The 18,227-nt window shown below is 72.7% G+C and carries 19 protein-coding genes and 1 tRNA gene; 10 read left to right on the forward strand and 10 right to left on the reverse strand.

Going from position 1 to position 18,227, the window contains the following annotated elements:
- Nucleotides 1-80 precede the first annotated feature (80 nt).
- The gene (locus R7226_RS19090) at nucleotides 81-770 is read left to right on the forward strand and encodes a ferritin-like domain-containing protein (protein WP_318598844.1); all 690 of its coding nucleotides are present in this window, start codon (nucleotides 81-83) and stop codon (nucleotides 768-770) included.
- A gap of 30 nt (nucleotides 771-800) precedes the next feature.
- On the opposite strand, the gene R7226_RS19095 is transcribed toward R7226_RS19090, so the two are convergent.
- Nucleotides 801-1,637, reverse strand: coding sequence for a hypothetical protein (locus R7226_RS19095; RefSeq protein WP_318598845.1), 837 nt, complete (start codon nucleotides 1,635-1,637; stop codon nucleotides 801-803).
- A gap of 48 nt (nucleotides 1,638-1,685) precedes the next feature.
- Between R7226_RS19095 and R7226_RS19100 the strand changes: the two genes are divergently transcribed.
- Together R7226_RS19100 and R7226_RS19105 are read left to right on the forward strand one after the other, a co-directional pair.
- Nucleotides 1,686-2,978 carry a YibE/F family protein gene (locus tag R7226_RS19100; RefSeq protein WP_318598847.1) on the forward strand — a complete coding sequence of 431 codons (1,293 nt, stop codon included), beginning with the start codon at nucleotides 1,686-1,688 and terminating at the stop codon, nucleotides 2,976-2,978.
- 23 nt (nucleotides 2,979-3,001) lie between these two features.
- The gene (locus R7226_RS19105) at nucleotides 3,002-3,829 is read left to right on the forward strand and encodes a tyrosine-protein phosphatase (protein ID WP_318598848.1); all 828 of its coding nucleotides are present in this window, start codon (nucleotides 3,002-3,004) and stop codon (nucleotides 3,827-3,829) included.
- Nucleotides 3,830-3,842: 13 nt separating this feature from the next.
- Here R7226_RS19105 and R7226_RS19110 read toward each other — a convergent pair whose 3' ends face one another.
- From R7226_RS19110 to R7226_RS19120, 3 genes are all read right to left on the reverse strand, one after another.
- Nucleotides 3,843-4,034 (reverse strand): hypothetical protein, encoded by a 192-nt coding sequence (locus R7226_RS19110; protein WP_318598849.1) that lies wholly within the window; start codon nucleotides 4,032-4,034, stop codon nucleotides 3,843-3,845.
- 31 nt (nucleotides 4,035-4,065) lie between these two features.
- Nucleotides 4,066-5,112 (reverse strand): metal ABC transporter substrate-binding protein, encoded by a 1,047-nt coding sequence (locus tag R7226_RS19115; RefSeq protein WP_318598850.1) that lies wholly within the window; start codon nucleotides 5,110-5,112, stop codon nucleotides 4,066-4,068.
- A 113-nt stretch (nucleotides 5,113-5,225) separates the two neighbouring features.
- On the reverse strand, nucleotides 5,226-5,708 hold the full coding sequence (locus tag R7226_RS19120) for a winged helix-turn-helix transcriptional regulator (RefSeq protein ID WP_318598851.1): 483 nt from the start codon (nucleotides 5,706-5,708) through the stop codon (nucleotides 5,226-5,228).
- Between the two features lie 63 nt (nucleotides 5,709-5,771).
- On the opposite strand from R7226_RS19120, the gene R7226_RS19125 reads away from it, so the two are divergent.
- Nucleotides 5,772-6,653 (forward strand): NAD(P)H-binding protein, encoded by an 882-nt coding sequence (locus tag R7226_RS19125; protein WP_318598852.1) that lies wholly within the window; start codon nucleotides 5,772-5,774, stop codon nucleotides 6,651-6,653.
- Nucleotides 6,654-6,687: 34 nt separating this feature from the next.
- On the opposite strand, the gene R7226_RS19130 is transcribed toward R7226_RS19125, so the two are convergent.
- Entirely contained in the window at nucleotides 6,688-6,930 is a 243-nt protein-coding gene (locus tag R7226_RS19130; RefSeq protein ID WP_318598853.1) for a DUF6411 family protein, read from the reverse strand.
- A gap of 164 nt (nucleotides 6,931-7,094) precedes the next feature.
- Between R7226_RS19130 and R7226_RS19135 the strand changes: the two genes are divergently transcribed.
- On the forward strand, nucleotides 7,095-7,757 hold the full coding sequence (locus R7226_RS19135; RefSeq protein ID WP_318598854.1) for a cupin domain-containing protein: 663 nt from the start codon (nucleotides 7,095-7,097) through the stop codon (nucleotides 7,755-7,757).
- 6 nt (nucleotides 7,758-7,763) lie between these two features.
- Here the strand turns inward: R7226_RS19135 and R7226_RS19140 are convergent, their stop codons facing one another.
- From R7226_RS19140 to R7226_RS19150, 3 genes are read right to left on the reverse strand one after another with little or no spacing between them, the layout of a single operon-like run.
- A complete protein-coding gene (locus R7226_RS19140; RefSeq protein ID WP_318598855.1) occupies nucleotides 7,764-8,399 on the reverse strand; it encodes an HAD family hydrolase in 636 nt (211 codons plus the stop codon).
- Entirely contained in the window at nucleotides 8,399-9,319 is a 921-nt protein-coding gene (locus R7226_RS19145; protein ID WP_318598856.1) for a dihydrodipicolinate synthase family protein, read from the reverse strand. Before R7226_RS19145 ends, R7226_RS19140 begins: the two co-directional genes overlap by 1 nt.
- Entirely contained in the window at nucleotides 9,316-10,377 is a 1,062-nt protein-coding gene (locus R7226_RS19150; RefSeq protein ID WP_318598857.1) for a zinc-dependent alcohol dehydrogenase, read from the reverse strand. Before R7226_RS19150 ends, R7226_RS19145 begins: the two co-directional genes overlap by 4 nt.
- Nucleotides 10,378-10,661: 284 nt before the next feature.
- Here R7226_RS19150 and R7226_RS19155 point away from each other — a divergent pair.
- Both R7226_RS19155 and R7226_RS19160 read left to right on the forward strand, forming a co-directional pair.
- Nucleotides 10,662-10,878: transfer RNA gene (locus R7226_RS19155), tRNA-Leu, on the forward strand.
- A gap of 137 nt (nucleotides 10,879-11,015) precedes the next feature.
- Nucleotides 11,016-13,196, forward strand: a complete 2,181-nt coding sequence (locus R7226_RS19160; protein WP_318598858.1) for a class I tRNA ligase family protein — start codon at nucleotides 11,016-11,018, stop codon at nucleotides 13,194-13,196.
- A gap of 55 nt (nucleotides 13,197-13,251) precedes the next feature.
- On the opposite strand, the gene R7226_RS19165 is transcribed toward R7226_RS19160, so the two are convergent.
- Nucleotides 13,252-14,598, reverse strand: coding sequence for a globin-coupled sensor protein (locus R7226_RS19165; RefSeq protein ID WP_318598859.1), 1,347 nt, complete (start codon nucleotides 14,596-14,598; stop codon nucleotides 13,252-13,254).
- Nucleotides 14,599-14,774: 176 nt separating this feature from the next.
- On the opposite strand from R7226_RS19165, the gene R7226_RS19170 reads away from it, so the two are divergent.
- The 3 genes from R7226_RS19170 to R7226_RS19180 all read left to right on the forward strand — a co-directional run bounded on the left by R7226_RS19170 (nucleotide 14,775) and on the right by R7226_RS19180 (nucleotide 17,764).
- A complete protein-coding gene (locus tag R7226_RS19170) occupies nucleotides 14,775-16,040 on the forward strand; it encodes a PQQ-dependent sugar dehydrogenase (RefSeq protein ID WP_318598860.1) in 1,266 nt (421 codons plus the stop codon).
- Nucleotides 16,041-16,049: 9 nt separating this feature from the next.
- Nucleotides 16,050-16,841 (forward strand): MBL fold metallo-hydrolase, encoded by a 792-nt coding sequence (locus tag R7226_RS19175; protein ID WP_318598861.1) that lies wholly within the window; start codon nucleotides 16,050-16,052, stop codon nucleotides 16,839-16,841.
- Between the two features lie 143 nt (nucleotides 16,842-16,984).
- Nucleotides 16,985-17,764, forward strand: coding sequence for an SGNH/GDSL hydrolase family protein (locus R7226_RS19180; protein WP_318598862.1), 780 nt, complete (start codon nucleotides 16,985-16,987; stop codon nucleotides 17,762-17,764).
- Here R7226_RS19180 and R7226_RS19185 read toward each other — a convergent pair.
- On the reverse strand, nucleotides 17,754-18,227 hold a 474-nt coding region (locus R7226_RS19185; RefSeq protein WP_318598863.1), incomplete at its 5' end, for a helix-turn-helix domain-containing protein. The two genes, R7226_RS19180 and R7226_RS19185, sit on opposite strands and share 11 nt — an antisense overlap.

The following is an 18,227-nucleotide window of genomic DNA, read 5'->3' on the forward strand; positions in this document are numbered from 1 at the left end:
TCACCGCGACCGGAAGTGATCCGTTTGCGGCGGGAGCGCGCAAGGAGGGGCGCTCGGCAATCTTTGGAAGGAGCACCACCGTGAAGCCCCAGTTGACCGATCTGATCTCGCTCGAGACGCTCGATCGCGACGGCGCGCTGCGAGAGCAGGAGGAGGCGGTCGCCGGCGACACCCGCGCCGACCTGTTCCGCAAGGCCGGCATCGCCGGCGGCTCGCTGATCGCCAGCGGCGTGCTGTTCGGCGGCCTGCCGGCGCTCGCGAGCGCGGCGAAGCCGTCGAAGAAGCAGGACGTCGCGATCCTCAACTACGCGCTGACGCTCGAGTACCTCGAGGCGGCGTTCTACAAGGAGGCGCTGAGAGCCGGCTTCCCCGGTGCGCTCGGCGAGTTCGCGAGACTGGTCGCGGCCGACGAGGCCGCGCACGTCGCGGTGCTCAAGAGAGTGCTCGGCAGCGCGGCGGTCAAGTCGCCGAGCTTCGACTTCGGCGACACGACCTCTGACGAGGCGAGATTCCGCGCGACCGCGTTCGCGCTGGAGACGACGGGCGTCGCCGCCTACTCCGGCCAGGCGACGAACATCAAGCAGGTGCCGATCATCAGAGCGGCCGTCTCGATCCTCACCATCGAGGCCCGCCACGCCGGCGCGATCGCGGCGCTCAACGGCGACATCACGGGCAGAAGCGGCGTCACGCCGAACGGCGCGTTCGACGTCGCCTACTCGATGAAGAGAGTGCTCTCGATCGTCAGAGGGACCGGCTTCATCACCGGCTGAACCCCACCCGGCCCGCCGGCCGTCGCGAGGCTAGATCCGCTCGCGGCGGCCGAAGGCGGCCGGCAGCAGCGTTAGCGCGGTCAGCACGAAGCCGACCGCGATCGCGGCAAGCGCCCACGGGCGCAGGTCGTCCATGAAGACGTCCCAGGCGGCGCCGACCGCGTCACGCGCCTGCGCGACGGTGATGCCGGCGCTCGACTCGGCACGGTCGACGGCGAACGAGCGCCCGACCGACAGCCCGGCCAGCAGCAGCGCGCCGGCGATCACGCTCCCCACCGCCGCGATTCGCACCACCGCCAGCCGCCTGGGCGATAGCAGCAGCGCGGCGATCAGCGCCAGCGCCGCCAACAGCGGGCCGACGGTTCCGAGCGTGCCGGCGGCTTCACCGAGGCGGGCGGTGCCGACGCCGAGCGTGTCGGTGCGCAGCGTCAGCAGCCGCTGCTCGGCGCCGTCGCCCAGCAGAGGCGCCAGGCGCGGGTCGATCGCGTCGAAGGCGGGCGTCAGGTCGCCGAGCGAGAGCGTCGCGGTCGCCGCGTCGTCGTCGCTGGAGAAGAGCACGCGGTTGGCCTCCAGCGCCCGCTCGCGGAAGGTGCGGCGGAAGGCGCGCGTCGCGACGACCCTGTCGGCGACGCGCCGCACCTGCGCCCGCGGCACCAGCTCGACCGGGACGCGCTCGACGACGCGCGCGGCGATCTCGTCGGCGACGGCGCCGCGGACCGCCGCTCTGTCGAGCGCGGCGAGCGCGCTCTGAGCGAAGGCGTCGGGCTGCACGACGCGCTGGTCGAGGTAGCGCGCCACCCCGCCGACGAGCCCGAGCACGACGGCGAGCACGGCCAGCAGGCCGGCGAGGAACTGACGTCCGTTCATCGACGGCCGCGGGTAGGAGCGGCGGAGCGGTGCTCGAAGACCACGACGATGAGTATCGCGCCGCCACCTCCGGACTGTCACGACGACGATGACGCGCCCCCGCCGCGCGGCGGGCACGACGGCCACGCGGGCCGCGACGGTCACGACGGCCACGCGACTCACGCCCACGGCTGGCGCGCCCACGCCGCCTTCGCGCGCAGCTCCGGCGGGCGGCTGCTGGTCGGCGCCGTCGCGCTGCTGGCGCTGGCGACCGTCGTCGGGCTGGTCGCGCTGTGGCCTGGCGAGGCGCCGGCCAGAAGAGCCGGCCAGAACGGCTTCGGCAGCGCGACCGTCGGTGCCGAGGTCGTGCGCGTGCGCGAGGGCGACTGCCCCGGCCCGGCGCAGCAGCGCTGTCGCACGATCGTCGTGCAGGTCGACGACGGCCCGCGCGCGACGCTCGACCTCGGCCCGGTCGAGCTGGTGTCGGAGTTCGCCCCCGGCGACGGCGTGCGCGTGCAGCGGATCGCGCAGCCCGGCGGCAGAACCGTCTACGCCTTCTCCGGCGTCGAGCGGCGCGGGACGCTGCTGTGGCTGGCGGTCGCGTTCGCGGTGCTGATCGTCGTGATGGCGCGCTGGCGCGGGCTGCTCGCGCTCGCGGGCTTCGCGCTCAGCCTGCTGCTGATCCTCGAGTTCGTCGTGCCGGCGATCCTGCGCGGCGAGCCGCCGCTGCTGGTCGCGCTGGTCGGCGCGCTGGCGGTGATGTTCGTGACGGTCGGCCTCACCTACGGCCTGACCGCGCAGAGCGCCGCCGCCGCGCTCGGGATCGCCGTGACGCTGCTGATCGCGACCGCGATCGGCACGCTCGCGACCCACGGCGCGAAGCTCGACGGGCACTTCGGCGAGCTGTCGGGGGCGCTGGTGCAGAACGCCGGCGCGATCTCGCTGCAGGGGATCGTGCTCGCCGGCCTCGTGCTGGGCGCGCTCGGGGTGCTCGCCGACATGGCCGTCACGCAGGCGTCGGCGGTGATGGCGGTGCGGCGCGCCAACCCCGGCCTCGGCGCCCGCCGCCTCTACCGCGAGGGCTACGCCGTCGGCCGCGACCACCTCGTCGCGACGACGCACACGCTGATGCTCGCCTACGCCGGCGCGACGCTGCCGCTGCTGCTGGTGCTGCAGTCGGGCGGCGCCGCGACCGTCGACGCGCTCAACCTGCACGACCTCGCCGAGCCGATCGTCGCGACGCTCGTCGGCTCGATCGCGCTGCTGCTGTCAGTCCCGATCACGACCGGCCTCGCCGCCGCGGTCGTCGCGCGGATCCCCGCCGCGGCGCTGCCCGAGGGCGGCCACACGCACGCGCACTGAGGGGCACCGTTAACCTGCGGCCCGTGCCGATCGCCGACGACGCTCCGCCCGCCCGTCCCGCGCCGCCGCTGGCCGCGCTGCCGAACCTGCGCGACGCCGGCGGCCTGCCGACGCGCGACGGCGGTCGCGTCCGCACCGGCCTGCTGTTCCGCTCCGGTCAGCTCGACCGGATCGAGGGTGACACGGTCGCGGCGTTCGCCGCGCTCGGCGTGCGCACGGTCGTCGACCTGCGCACCGACGCCGAGCGCGCCGCGGGCGCCGACCGCGTGCCGGAGGGCACGCGCCAGCTCGTCGCGAACGTGCTCGGCGACCATGCGAGCGCCGTGCCGGCGAGACTGCCGCGGCTGATCAGAGAGGTCGCGAGGGTCGAGCAGGCGGTGCGCGGCGGGGTCGTGCAGGAGCTGTTCGAGCGCACCTACCGCAACTTCGTCACGCTGCCGAGCGCGCGCGAGGCGTACGCGACGCTCTACCGCGCGATCGCCGACGCCGCCGACGACGAGCTGCCGCTGCTGTTCCACTGCACCGCCGGCAAGGACCGCACCGGCTGGGCGGCGGCGGCGCTCCTGCTGCTGCTCGACGTGCCGGCGGTCGCCGTGCTGGAGGACTTCATGCTCAGCGATGAGCTCGCGTTCGCGGGCTTCAGACCGCTCGTCGATCGCTTCGCCGCGAGCGGCGGCGACCCCGACCTGCTGCATCCGATCCTCGGCGTCGACCCGTCATATCTGGCGGCCGGCCTCGACGAGCTGGAGCAGCGCCACGGCGACGTGGCGGCGTGGTTCGCCGACGGCCTCGGCCTCGGCGAGGACGTGCAGGCGCGCCTGCACGAGCGGCTCGTCGAGCCGGCCGCGTAGGCGCGGCGCCCCGTCAGGCGGGCGGCGCGCTCGCGCCGCTGACGAGCACCGTCGAGGCGAGCAGGACGGCGCCGATCAGCACCATCGTGATCGCCTTCAGGCGCTTCGGCGTCAGCCAGCCGAAGGCGCGCGTCGCGAGCCAGGCGCGGATGCCGGCGGCGCCCGCGGTCGCGGTCATCGCGCCGGCCATGCACTGCATGCACATCGTTCGATCCTAACGGGCGGCCGCGGCCGGCTCAGATCCCGCTGATCGTGCAGCTGTCGGCGCCGCCGGTGAAGCCTCTGACCATCGCGTCGGCGTTGTGCGCCTCCATGCCGAGGTAGGTGGCGGCGTCGGAGCCCTCGGGGCCGAGCGCGTCGCCGTAGAGCTGGTACTCGGCGGTGATGCCGGTCTCCTGTGCGACGGCCTCGGGCAGCTTGCGGTTGGAGCCGGACTCGGGGAAGACCGCTCTGACCCCTTCGCGTCTGATCAGCTTGGCGAGGTCGGCGACGTCGCCGGCCGACGGCTGCGCCTGCGTCGTCAGCGAGGGGATCACGGCGCCGACGATCGTGACGTCGTAGCGATCGGCGAAGTAGCCGAGCGCGTCGTGGTCGGTGACGAGCTTGCGCTGCGCGGCCGGGACGGCGTCGAGGCACTGTCTGATGCCGCTGTCGAGCGCTCTGACCTTCGCGACGTAGGCGTCGGCGTTTCTGGCGTAGAGCGCTCTGCCGTCCGGGTTGGCTCTGGTGAGCGCGTCGCGCACGGTCGCGGCGGCCGCCTCGACGTTGGTCGGGTCGTGCCACCAGTGCGGATCGACGTCGCCGTGGTCGTGCTCCTCCTCGGCGTGCTCGTCCTCCGCGTGCTCCTCCTCGGCGTGGTCGTGCTCCTCGTCCTCGCCGCTGCGCTGCACCGGCAGCGTCTCGGCGACGTCGAGCAGCGTCGGGTTGCCGGCCGACTGGTCGACGACGTCCTCGATCCATTCGTCGAGCCCGTCGCCGCTCTCCAGCACGAGCGACGCCTTCGAGGTCGCGACGACGTCGTCGGGGCGCGGCTCGTAGTCGTGCGGATCGCTGTTGGGCTGCAACAGCTGGGTGACCTCGACGGCGTCGCCGCCGATCTCGCGAGCGAGGTCGCCGAGCACGGTCGTCGTCGCGACGACGTTGACCGAGCCGACGTCGGCGCCGCCGCCCGTCGTCGCGCCGCCGCTGCCGCCGTCGTCGTCGGAGCCGCAGCCGGCGATGGCGAGCGCGGCGACGGCGGCGAACGGGAGCAGAGCGGTGGGGCGGAGGCGGCGTGAAAGCATGGAGCAAGACTACAGAAGAATAGGAACCGTTCTCGTCTTGGCGTGCGCACCCGATCCGATCGGCACGCATGACGACGTCGGGATCACTCGCCACATGGGCGATTCCAGCGTGTTCAGGCGCGCAGACTCTCAGGCTCGACCTGAGCCTGAGAATCGGCCTCGCGCGCGTCATAAGTCGCCCGGGCTGCCTCGACGTCGGCGCGGTGGGCGTAGGACCAGCGCGCCAGCTCGGCCAACGTCGCGTGCAGCCCGCGGCCGAGCTCCGTCAGCTCGTAGTCGACCCGCGGCGGGACCGTGGGGAAGACCGTGCGGGTGATCAAGCCGTCGCGTTCGAGCGCTCGCAAGGTGCGCGTCAGCATCCGCTGGGAGACCAGCTCGATCGCTCGCTTCAGCTCCATGAAGCGCATCGGCCCGTCGCCGAGCAGCGTGATCACGAGCACCGACCATTTGTCGCCGATGCGGTCGAGCACGTCGCGCACCGGGCAGGTGCCGTCGAGCAGCGCGGCGATGGCGCCGGCGGGCGTGCCGGGGACGGGCGCGTCGCCACGGTCGGTTACCGCCGTGTCACCGGCGGACAGGAAAGTGCCGTCTTGCATGGCACAACATGGTGACGGAAGATGTGGTCAGTATCAAATAGGAACTAGGGAGCACGAACGACCATGACCACCATCGCCATCGCAGGCGCCAGCGGCGCGCTCGGCCGTCGAGCCGCCGAATTCGCGCTCGAATCGGTCGCGCCCGAGCAGCTCGTGCTCGTCAGCCGCGATCCTTCGAAGCTGGCCGACTTCGCCGAACGTGGCGTGCAGACGCGCGCCGGCGACTTCGACGCGCCCGAGACGCTCGCCGCCGCCTTCGCCGGTGTCGACCGGTTGCTGCTGATCTCGACCGACGCGGTCGGCCGCCGCGCCGCTCAGCACGGCGCCGCGATCGAAGCCGCCAAGGCGGCCGGCGTCGCGCACGTCGTCTACACCTCGCTGCCGCGCCCGGAGGGCGACCACCCGACCGGTCCGCTCGCCGCCGACCACTTCGCGACCGAGCAGGCGCTGAGAGCCAGCGGCCTGGCCTGGACGCTGCTGCGCAACTCGCTCTACACCGACCTCCAGCTCGGCAGCGGCGGCCACGCGATCGCCTCCGGCCAGCTCGTCACCAACGCCGGCGACGGCCTCGCCGCCTACGTCACGCGCGAGGACTGCGCCGCGGCCGCCGCGGCGGTGCTGACCGGCACCGGCCACGAGAACGCGACCTACGACGTGACGGGACCGGCGCTGGTCAGCCAGGCCGACCTCGCCGCGGCGCTGGCGGCCGCGAGCGGACGGCCGGTCGAGGTCGTCGCGGTCGACGACGATGCCTTCACGGCCGGGCTGGTCGCCTCCGGCGTGCCGGAGGCGTTCGCGCCGGTCTACACCGGCTTCGGGATCGCGATCCGCACCGGCCTGTTGGAGACGCAGACCGACGTCGTGGAACGTCTGACCGGTCGGGCGCCGACCTCGGTCGCCGACTTCCTCGCGGCCCATCGCGAGGCGCTGCTCGCCGCCGCCTGACCAGGCGGCGGCGGGGCGGACGGGCGCGGGTCGCTCAGAACGGCAGCTTCCCGCGGCCCTGACGGCCGGCGGAGGCGCTCTTGTTGGTCGCCTTGCGCGACGACTGGAACGGCTTCTGGAGCCAGTGCCCGAGCTTGCCCGGGGCGCTGCCCGCGCCCTTCTGGCCGGCACCGAGTGTCGCGTCGACGCCGTGCTGCGGATGGCGTGAGAGACGCGGCAACAGAAATGCCAGCACCAGCAGGACGATGCAGATGGCGATGATGCCTGCGATTAACATGTCTTCAGCGCTACCCGTGCCCCGTCTTCGCCATGCGCGACTGGGCGCGGGGCAAAGCTGGCGCGTTCGGGGGTCGGCACGGGATCGCCCCGATGGCGGCGGTGGTGCGCACGGCGGATGCTGGGCCGGTGCAGCGGCCCGGCGACCCAGAGGAGAGCGGCGCGATGACGATGACCGGCGAGTGGTTCCACAACGTCGAGACCGGCGAGGTCGCGCGCGGGGTCGTGACCCCCGACGACGGCCAGGGCGACCGGCTCGAGGCCGAGCTGTGGCTGCGCCCCGACGCGGCCGTCGTCGGCGCTCACGTCCATCCCCACATCGTCGAGCGGTTCGAGGTCGTCGAGGGCCTCGTCGGCTTCGCGATCGACGGCCGCAGACAGGAGGGCGGGCCCGGAACCGCGATCGACATCCCGGCCGGCGTCGTGCACGACTGGTGGAACGCCGGCGACGACGTCGCGCTCGTGCGCGTCCACGTCGAGCCGGCGCGCCGCTTCATCGAGATGATCGAGACGCTGTTCGCGCTCGCCAACACCGGCCGCACAAGAAGAGGCGGCATGCCCGGTCTGCTGTGGGGCGCCGCGATCGCGTACGAGTACCGCGACGTGATCCGCTTCGCCGCGCCGCCCGAGCCGCTCCAGCGCGTCCTCTTCCCGCCGCTGGCCGCCGTCGCCCGCCGCCGCGGCCGCAACCCGCGCGACCCCTCCCTCCACGGCCCCGACTCCGCCGCGCGCCTGAAGGACGGGCCCGACGCCGCGCTCGCCGCCAAGCTCGCCCTCGCCGCCGCCCGCGCCGCCGCCGAGCGCGGCGAGGCGCCCGCCAGAGCCTGAGCGCGGCTACGCGGCGGCCGGCAGGTCGCAGCGCACGAGGCCGGCGATCTCGTCCGGGGTATGCAGCTGGACGGCGCCGGCGGGGCGGGGGCCGTAGCCCCAGGCGGCATGGAGGAAGCGCATGCCGGCATGTCTGGCGGCGTCGCGGTCGACGTCCATGTCGCCTATGAAGACCGTCTCCTCGACGTCGGTGCGCGCCTCTCTGGCGGCGATCAGCAGCGGCCACGGCGAGGGCTTGCCGGGATGGCGCGACTCGGGTGTCTGCACCGTCTCGAAGGGGACGTCGAACTGCGACAGCGTCCAGTAGGTCTGCGGCCGCGCCTTCGAGGTCACGACGCCGAGCTTCACGCCGGCGATCGCGAGCGTCGCCAGCGCCTCCTCCACACCCGGGAAGGCCGGCACGCGCGGCGCGGTCCGCAGCGCGGTCGCGCGGTAGACGCGCTCGATCTCGGTCGCCTGGTCGGCCAGTCCGAGCCGCTCCATGATGTCGCCGAACGGCCGCCCGATCTCGGCGAAGTAGGCGGCGAATCCGACCGTCACGCCGAGATCGCGCTGGACCGCCTCCCACGCCTCTTGCATTGCGTCCCGCGAGTCGACCAGGACGCCGTCCAAGTCGAATAGAGCAAGACGACAGCGGCTCATCAGACGATCGCCAGCTCGTGCATCGCCGCCAGGACCTCTTCTCTGCGGATCGGGTCGAGCGGCGTCAGCGGCAGCCGCGTCGCCGGCGAGGCGATCACGCCCTTGGCGAAGAGGATCTCCTTGTACGAGCGGATCCAGCCGTTCTTCGCCGTGATGCAGGGCGAGACGGCCGGCACCACCTCGCGCAGCAGGACCGTCCGCGCGCCATCGAGGTCGCCGCCCTCGAAGTGCCGGTGGACGCGCGAGATCGCGCTCGGGTCGACGTTGCTCCAGCCGACCGATGAGCCGATCGCGCCGTGGCGCAAGCCCATCAGCAGCATGTTCTCGTCGCCGACGAGCACCTCCACGTCGGGCGCCCCCGCGCGCATCGCCGCGACCTTCGCCGGGTCGACGATCGACATCTTCACGTAGCGGACGTTGGGCGACTGCTCGTGCAGCCGGCGCACGCGCTCGACGCTCAGCTCGATCCCGCCGCCGCCGTCGTAGGGCATCACCGGCAGGTCGATCGCGTTCGCGACGGCGGCGAAGTGGGCCTCGACGGCGGCCGCCGTGTGGTCGAAGTAATAGGGCGGCTGCACCATCACGCCCTCAGCGCCGAGCGCCTGCGCGTGCTTGGCGAGCGCGATCGAGACGCTGGTGGCGCTGTTGCCGACGCCGTAAGTGATCGGCAGCCGGCCGGCGACGACCTTCGCGAGCGTGCTCATCAGCTGGGCCTGCTCGTCGACCGACATCGTGAAGAACTCGCCGGTCGTGCCGAGCCCGATGATCCCGTCGACGCCGCCGTCGATCACGTAGTCGACCAGCGAGGCGAGCGAGCGCTCGTCGACCTCGCCGTCATCGGTGAAGGGGGTCAGCAGGAGGACCTGCGCGCCTATCGGGCGCGCGGGGCCCTGGCCGTTGCCGAATGCCGTCGGAGTCATGTGAACGTGACCATCGCCTTTCCTGCTGCGCGGACGGTGAAGAGGTCGCTCGGGTTGGCGAGCGTGTCGAAGCGGTGCACGTCGGTGATCGCCCGGTTCAGCTCGACCGCGGTCGAGCCGACGAGCGCGATCGCGGGCGCGAAGTCCTCGTAGAAGGTCTCGCCGCTGCCGATCACGCGCAGGTCGCGCAGGCAGATCTCGCTCGGCTTGATCGGGATCTCGCCGAGGTCGGCGAAGTTGCCGATCTCGATCAGCGTGCCGCTCCAGCTCAGCAGCTCCAGCCCGCTCTTGAACGCGGCCGGCGTGCCGGCCGCGTCGACGACGAGCGGGAAGCCGCCGCGCGCCTGCGCCAGCTCCGCGGCCTCCTCGACGCTGGCGACGGCGCTGAAGCCCAGCTCGCTCGCGAGCTCGCGCCGCGTCGGGTCGTACTCGACGACCGTCGCGCTGCCGCCGGAGGCATCGATCGCGATCGCCGAGCAGAGGCCGATCACGCCGAAGCCGAGCACGAGCCCGTCGAGGCCGGCCGGCACGTAACGGGGCCCGTACGCCTTGCGCAGCGCGCTCAGCACGCACGCGAGCGGCTCGGCGAAGACGACGCGCTCGGGCGCCAGCGCCTCCGGCACCGGGAAGACGCGCGTGCCGGGCAGCAGCGACATATATGGCGCGAATCCGCCCGTCAGCCCGTCGCCGGTCATCGTCAGGCCGTAGCAGGGGCGATCGAGGCAGCGGCCGTCGCCCTGACAGCCGTCGCAGCCGCCGCACGGGACGCCGGGCGCGATCAGCACGCGGTCGCCGGGCGCGGGCGGCCTGTCGGCGACGAGGCCGTGGCCGTCGGGCAGGCGCTCGATCCGGCCGATCACCTCGTGCCCGAGCAGTTGCGGCAGCGGTACGTCGATCTTGCCGGCCCAGATGTGATGGTCGGTCCCGCAGACGCCGGTCGTCTCGACGCGCAGCAGCGCGCCGCGCGGCGGCAGTGCGCGATGCGCGACGTGGACCGCTCCCGGTCCGTGCAGCTCGAAGACGCGAACGGTCGGGCGCAGGCGCTGCGACGCGCGCACCCCCGCACTCGTGGAAGTGAACGATGACATGGTTAATTCCCCCGGCGACGCCCGCAGGCGCTCGTGCCACCACGGATGGACATGCCGCTCGAATTCCCCCTTCGAGTGCGGCTCGGGCCAGCCTACAGACCACTCATGACCGTTGCAAGACGAAGGTGTTTCCGAGTCCGAACATGCCGTGTCCGCAGGGGAACACTTCTCTAATTGACTTCCGAGAAGCGGCCTGCCTATACTCGCTTCGAGCCGACCGGGGGACACGGCGCGGCTCACGTTGCAGCAGACGAGCGTCCGTAGCTCAACTGGTCAACGGTGAACTCAATAGACCCGTGCGTAAAGGCGGGCGCCAGCCTTCAAGCCGAAGGGATCGAGACCAAATCTTCCCCGTTTCGGTGGCTGATGCCGCGCAAGCGGCCCTCGTCTGGGCGCACATCGTCGAACAGTTTGCCCAAGAGCTCCAGGTTTAGGGCCTGGAAGATGCGGGTTCGAATCCCGTCGGGCGCATTTGCAGTTCGCAAAACTGATTCACGTAGTTCAGAAAGCCGAAGATCACTTCATCAATCTGATGAACATTGGCCGCGCGCGGTGTTGAAGTGACACATTCGGCTGCCTTTCCCAGCAAGGCCGAAATTGGGGGGACGATGGCCTCACAGAGCGTCACGCCGGACTACACGCCGGCGGCGATCGAAGCGCGGTGGCAAGAGGCATGGCGCGAGGCGGAGGCGTTCCGAACGCCGCAGCCGAGCGAGGGCGAGCGCCCGGCGTACATCTTCGCCGCCTGCCCGTTCACGTCGGGCAGCGCGCACATGGGTCACATTCGCAGCTATTCGATAAGCGACGCCTACGCGCGCTTCCTGCGCACGCGCGGGCGCACGGTGCTGTTCTCGATCGGCTTCGACGCCTTCGGCCTGCCGACCGAGATCGGTGCGATCAAGAACCAGCTGACGCCGAACGAGTGGGTCCAGCAGTGCCGCGTGCGGATGCGCGAGCAGTTCGACCGCCTCGGCTACTCGTTCGACTGGGAGCGGGAGTGGATCACGAGCGAGCCCGAGCTCTACAAGTGGACGCAGTGGCTGTTCCTGCTGCTGCTGAGAGAGGGCCTCGTCTACCACGCCGAGGGCCAGGTCGACTGGTGCGACAACTGCAAGACCGTGCTTGCCAGCCTGCAGGTCGAGGACGGCGCCTGCTGGCGATGTCACGAGCCGACGCGTCTGGTCGAGCGCTCGCAGTGGTACCTCGGCATCAGCCGCTACCTGGAGGAGAACGAGCGCGGCATGGAGCTGCTCGGCGGCTGGAACCCGGCCGCGGTCGGCGCCCAGCGCACGATGCTCGGCCGCGTCGACGGCGTCGAGCTGGACGGCGCGACGCTCGACGGCACCCAGCTGACCGTCTTCACGCCGCACGTCGACGCGGTCGAGCAGGCCGAGTTCATCGCGATGTCGCCGAGCCACCCCGAGATCGACGCCTGGATCCTCGACGACGAGGTGCGCGCGCAAGTAGCGCGCATCCGCAGCGGCGGGATCGCGCGCGACGAGCGCGGCGCCGACAACGTGCCGGTCGTCGACAGCGGCCGCACGCTCGGGATCCCCGGCTACAGAGACCCGCTCCCGGTCATCGTCACGCCGGCGGTCGACTCCCGCTTCGGCCGCACCGCCGTGCTCGGGATCCCGTCGATCGACCGCACCGACGCCGCGATCGCCAAGCGGCTGTCGAGAGGCTCCTCGCTGTTCGCGTGGAAGCTGCCGCCCGGCCCGCCGCGGGTGCGCGAGTCCGCCCGCTACAAGGCGCGCGACTTCCCGATCTCGCGCCAGCGCGCCTGGGGCGCGCCGATCCCGCTCGTCCACTGCGACGACTGCGGCATGGTGCCGGTGCCCGAGGAGCAGCTGCCGGTGCGGCTGCCCGACGACCTGCGCCCGACCGGCGAGGGCAACGTGCTCGCGCAGCGCGAGGACTTCATCACCGCGACCTGCCCGCAGTGCGGCGGCGCCGCGCGGCGCGAGACCGACACGCTCGACTGCCACGTCGACGGCCTCTGGCAGTGGCTGCCCTTCAGCGTGCCAGCGGACAGACGCGAAGGCGCGATGTTCGACAACGAAGAGCTGAGACGGTGGCTGCCGGTCCATCAGGTGATCTGGGGTGCCGACGGCGGCGGCTCGATGTTCGACCAGCGGATGACGGCGAAGGTGCTGCGCGACGTCGGCGTGCTGCCGCACATCGAGCAGGGCGAGCCGCACGAGCGCGTGCTGATGCACGAGATGGTCCACCTCGACGGGCGCAAGATGAGCAAGCACCTCGGCAACGTCGTCGACCCCGACGAGCTGCTGGCGCGCGCCGGCGCCGACACGGTCCGGCTCGCTGTCCTCTACGCCGCCGCGCCGACCAACGTGCTGACGTGGACCGATCAGGCGCTGCAGTACTGCCGCCGCTGGCTGGTCGGCTTCTGGGGCTACGCGCTGCCGCGGATCGAGGGCGTCGGCGAGCTGCCCGAGCCCGATCCGGAGGAGGGCGCCGTCAAGCTGCGCGCGCGCCTGGACAACTGGCGCGGCGTCGCGCTGCGACGGATCACCGAGAACTACGAGGGGCTGGAGACCCATCGTGCCGCGCGCAACGTGATGACGCTCGTCGAGCGCGTCAGAGACTTCGAGCAGCGCGTGCTCAGACAGCAGGGCGAGCTGACGCCGAGCGACACCGTCGCGCTGCAGTCGACGTTGTTGACGGCGATCCAGTGCCTCGCGCCGCTCGCGCCGCACGTCGCGGAGGAGCTGTGGGCGGCGGCCGGCCAGGAGGGCCTCGTCGCGCTCGCGCCATGGCCTGAGCAGTAGGGACTTCCACCCGCGGCGCGTCAGGTTCGGGGGAGCCTGACGCGCCGCTTCTACTTCAGCGGCGCGCGTCCTCGATCAGCGCGTGGGCCTCGTCGAGCGAGCCGGCGAGCGACTCGCCGAGCGCGCCGAGCCGCTCGGCCATGCTCGCGACCTGCTGCGAGACGCCGGTCAGCTCCTCGGCCGAGCGCGAGACGTCGCCGACGCCGTCGACGATCTCGCCGAGCGAGCCGGCGGTCGTGCCGATCGCGTCGTTGATGCCGTCGAAGCTCTCGCGCGCGTCGCCGGCGTGGCGCTCGACGGCGGAGACCTGGTCGCCCGTCTCGGCGACGGCGCCGCTGACGGACTCGATCGCGGCGAGCGAGTTGGCGTTCAGCTGCGTGATGTCCTGGAGCGCGTTGCGGGTCCGGTCGGCGAGGCGGCGGACCTCCTCGGCGACGACTGCGAAGCCGCGGCCGTGCTCGCCGGCGCGGGCGGCCTCGATCGCGGCGTTGAGCGCCAGCAGGTTGGTCTGGTCGGCGATTTCGCGGATGCCGGTGACGATCGTCGAGATCTCGCGCGTCTGCTCGGTCAGCGCGGCGATCTGCTCGGAGATCTGCTCGACCCCTTCGCGCATGTCGTTGACGGCGTGGTCGGTGCCGCTCGTCTTCTCCGCGCCCCCGCGCGCCAGCTCGACCGACTGCGCCATCAGCTCGCTCGCGTCCGCGGCGCGCTCGGAGATTCCGGTCGACGTGCGGCTCAGCTCGGTCGCGGAGGCGTACGACTGCTGCGCGGCGGCCGCCAGCGACTGCGAGACGGTCGTCACCTCGCGCTGCTCGGCGGCGACGCGCAGCGTCTGCTGCTCCAGTTGCGCGACCAGCTCGACGGTGCGGTCGCGCGCGTCGATGAAGGTCTGCGTGACGACGGCGATGTCGGCGGTCGTCAGCTTGCGGTAGGCCATCAGCGCCTGCACCAGGCGCGCCGGGTCGTCGCCGTGGCGCTCGACGAGGAAGGGGATCGCGACCCTGTCGAGGTTCAGGATCGCCCCGATGAAGGCGCCGACCGGCAGGTCGATGCGGTCGTGGACTATCCCGATGCGGATGATCTCGTCCATCCGCTGCTTGCCGAACTCGCCCGACCAGACGGTGCGGAAGTAGCGCTTGAGCGTCTGCGCGAGACGGTCGACGGACGAGTGCTGCTCGATGATCGCGCGCAGCTCCGGCGACTTCAGCACGTGCGAGTAGAAGGCGTCCGGCAGCCCCTCGACCAGCGCGCTGGGGAAGTCCGTGTCGGCGAGCAGCCTGAGGTCGGTGCGGTTGAGCAGGCAGAACGCGAGCAGGTCGTTCCAGCGAGGATCTCCGACCTCGAGCGGCGCGCCGGTGGTGGCGGGGAGGGCGGTCAGGGGAGCGGGCGGGGCGACGGACATCGGCGGGGGATCCTTCTCTCAGACGGATGGGAGGCGGCGCGCGCGAAGCGGGGCCTCATCCGGGTGGTCGGCGGCGGACGCCGCGGCTTGACGGCCAGCAACCGGTGCGCTGACGTCGGTGCCGCGGCGCGCGCGAGACGCACCGATCGGACCGCTCGATCTGCCATCCTCGACGCGTGCACCGCCGGGCGCGCCTGACGACCTTCTGGACCGCGATCGCGCTCGCCGTCGCGCTGGCCGCGTGCGGTGACACGCCGGCGCGCGAGGGCACGACCGCCGCGACCGCGCCCCGCGCCGACGCCGGCGGCGGGAGCGCCACCGTCCCCGCGACGAGCAGCAGCACGACCGCGACGCCCGCCGCCCGCGCCGGCATCAAGCTGACGCGCGTCGGCAGCTTCGACGGCCCCGTCCACGTGACGCAGGCGCCGGGCGACCCGAGCCGCCTCTTCGTCGTCGAGCAGGCGGGGCGGATCCGCGTGATCCGCGACGGCAGAACGCTGCCGACGCCGTTCCTCGACATCAGCGACCGCATCACCAGCGGCGGCGAGCAGGGGCTGTTGTCGGTCGCCTTCGCCCCGGACTACGCCGACAGCGGCCGCTTCTACGTCGACTACACCGACCGCGCCGGCGACACGCGCGTCGTCGAGTTCCGCAGAGGCTCCAGCCCCGACCGCGCCGACGGCGGCAGCGCCCGCCAGGTGCTGTTCCAGTCGCAGCCGGAGTCCAACCACAACGGCGGCCTGCTGCTGTTCGGCCCCGACGGCATGCTCTACGTCGGCCTCGGCGACGGCGGTGGCGGCAACGACCAGCACGGCGCTCGCGGCAACGCCCAGGACCTCGGCACGTGGCTCGGCAAGCTGCTGCGGATCGACCCGCGCGCCAGCGGCGGGAGACCGTACTCGGTGCCGGCCGACAATCCCTTCGTCGGGCGCGCCCGCGTCAAGCCGGAGATCTGGTCGTGGGGGCTGCGCAACCCGTGGCGCTTCTCGTTCGACCGCGCGACCGGCGACCTGACGATCGGCGACGTCGGCCAGAACGAGGTCGAGGAGATCGACTTCGTGCGCAGCGGCGGGGTCGGGGCGGGAGCCGGCGTCAACTTCGGCTGGCGCCCGTGGGAGGGCCGCAGCCGCGTCTTCCCGCGCGAGAGCGCTCGCGACGCGGTCTTCCCGGTGCTGGAGTACCGCCACGACAACGGCGGCTGCTCGGTCACCGGCGGCTATGTCGTGCGCGACAGACGGATCCCCGCGCTCGCCGGCCGCTACCTCTACGCCGACTTCTGCCAGAGCACGCTGCGCACGGCGCGGCTGCGCCCCGGCAGAGCGACGCAGCGCGGCACGCTTCAGCCGAAGGTCGCCGGCGTCACTTCGTTCGGCGAGGACCTCGCCGGCCGCGTCTACGTCGTCGCGCAGAGCGGCCCCGTCTACCGCCTCGACCCGCGTTAGCGGCGACGCGTGGAGCTGCTCGCGCGTCACGACGTCGTCGTTGTCCGCGCGGACAACCCCGGCCCGTTCACGCTGACGGGCACCAACAGCTGGATCGTCGGCCGCGACCCCGCCTGGGTGATCGACCCCGGCCCGGCGCTGCCCGACCACCTCGACGCGCTCGAACGGGAGCTGTCGGCGCGCGGCGGGCTCGGCGGGATCGCGCTGACGCACGACCATCCCGACCACGCCGAGGCGGTGCCGGCGCTGCGCGAGCGCTGCGGACCGGCGCCGCTGGCGGCGGCACGGGCGGCCGATCTGCTCCTGGCCGACTGCGACGCCGCCGGGCCAATGACGACGGTCGCGACCCCGGGCCATTCCCCCGACCACCTCGCCTACCTGGTCGGGCCGATCGCCTTCAGCGGTGACGTCGTGCTCGGCCAGGGCAGCACGCTGCTGATCCCCGACCCGGGCGCGCTGCGCGGCTACCTCGCCGGCCTCGAGCGGCTGCGCGCGCGGCGGCCGGAGCTGATCGCGCCCGGCCATGGCCCGCTGGTGACCGACCCGCTGGCGAAGCTCGACGAGTACATCGCGCACCGGCTGGAGCGCGAGCGGATGGTGGTCGACGCGCTCGCGCAGGGGCTGCGGACGGTCGATGAGCTGCTCGCGGCCGCCTGGCCGGACGCGCCGAAGGCGCTGCGGATGGCGGCGACGGTGACGCTCGCCGCCCACCTCGACAAGCTCGCCGAGGAAGGCCGGCTGCCCGACGGGGTCGAGCGGCCGCCGTGGCCGCTGCCGCTCGGTCGGGTGGGGCAGCCCTGACTCCGAAAACTTGAGCGATCGCCACAGGCGACCGCTCGAACTTTGTCGAGTGGTGCAGAGACGCGCCGGCCGCGGGGCGGTAGGTTCGGCACGAGGGCAGGTCCGGGCAGGCCGAGACACCACAGCAGGAGGGGAGAACCACCATGAGGATTCGTGCGCGCGCACTCGCGCCGCTGGTCTGTGCCGCGGTCGCCTTCGGAGCGGCCGGCAGCGCGTCGGCCGCCGACCGCTACGTCGCGCTCGGCGACTCGTACTCGTCGGGGACGGGGACCGGCTCGTACACGCTCAACTCGGGCTGCCAGCGCGGCACCTACGCCTATCCGTACCTCGCGTCGAGACAGCGGGCGAACACCGATCTCGTCTTCGTCGCCTGCAGCGGCGCGACGACCGACGACGTGATGGCCAACCAGATCGCGTCCGTCACCGCCGACACGAGACTGGTCTCGATCACGATCGGCGGCAACGACGCCGGCTTCACGAACGTCGTCACGTCGTGCGTGACCATAGGCTGCGGAGCCGCGATCACGAGAGCGAACACGTACATCAGAAACACGCTCCCGGGCAAGCTCGACACCGTCTACGCCGCGATTCAGAGACAGGCGCCCGGCGCCACCGTCGCCGTGCTCGGCTACCCGCGGCTGTTCAGCAGCTCCAGCTGCGCCGGCACGACCGGGATCGACGCGAGCGAGCGGACCCAGCTGAACGGGCTCGCGGACCTCGCCGACACGACGATCGCCGCCCGCGCGGCGGCCTACGGCTTCACGTACAGAAGCGCGATCTCGTCGTGGACCGGCCACGCGATCTGCTCCGGCAGCGCCTGGCTCAACGGGCTGAACATCTTCTCGATCGGGGAGTCGTTCCACCCGAACAGAAACGGTCACAGCAGCGGCTACACGCCGCTGGTGCGCAGCGTCATCGGCTAGGCGGACCCAGCCGACGCGCGCGGAGGGCCAGCTCCAGCTCGAGCCGGCCCTCCGCGCCGTCGATCCGCGCGCCCAGCAGCGCCCGCAGCCGCCCGACGCGGTAGCGGACGGTCTGCGCGTGCACGTGCAGCTCAGCCGCCGCCGCGCTCGCCGCGCCCCGATGGCGCAGCCAGGCGTCGAGCGTCTCCAACAGCCGCGCACGCGTCGCGGCCGGCAACGCGGCCAACGGCGCCAGCGCGGCGTCGGCCAGCTCGGCGGCGAACGCCGGCTCGGCCAGCAGCAGCAGGTCGACGCGGTGGTCGGCGGCGACGACGAGCGCCGGCGGGCGGTCACGTCCCAGCGCCAGCGCCAGCCGCGCCCAGCGCGCCGACTCGGCCGCGCGCGCCAGCTCGACCGCCGGCCCGAGCGCGGCGTGCCCGGCGTGCAGCCGCGCGCGCAGACCGGCGAGGCAGCCAGGCGCGTC

This window comes from Conexibacter stalactiti (assembly GCF_033542075.1).
GTDB classification, from domain to species: Bacteria; Actinomycetota; Thermoleophilia; order Solirubrobacterales; family Solirubrobacteraceae; genus Conexibacter; species Conexibacter stalactiti.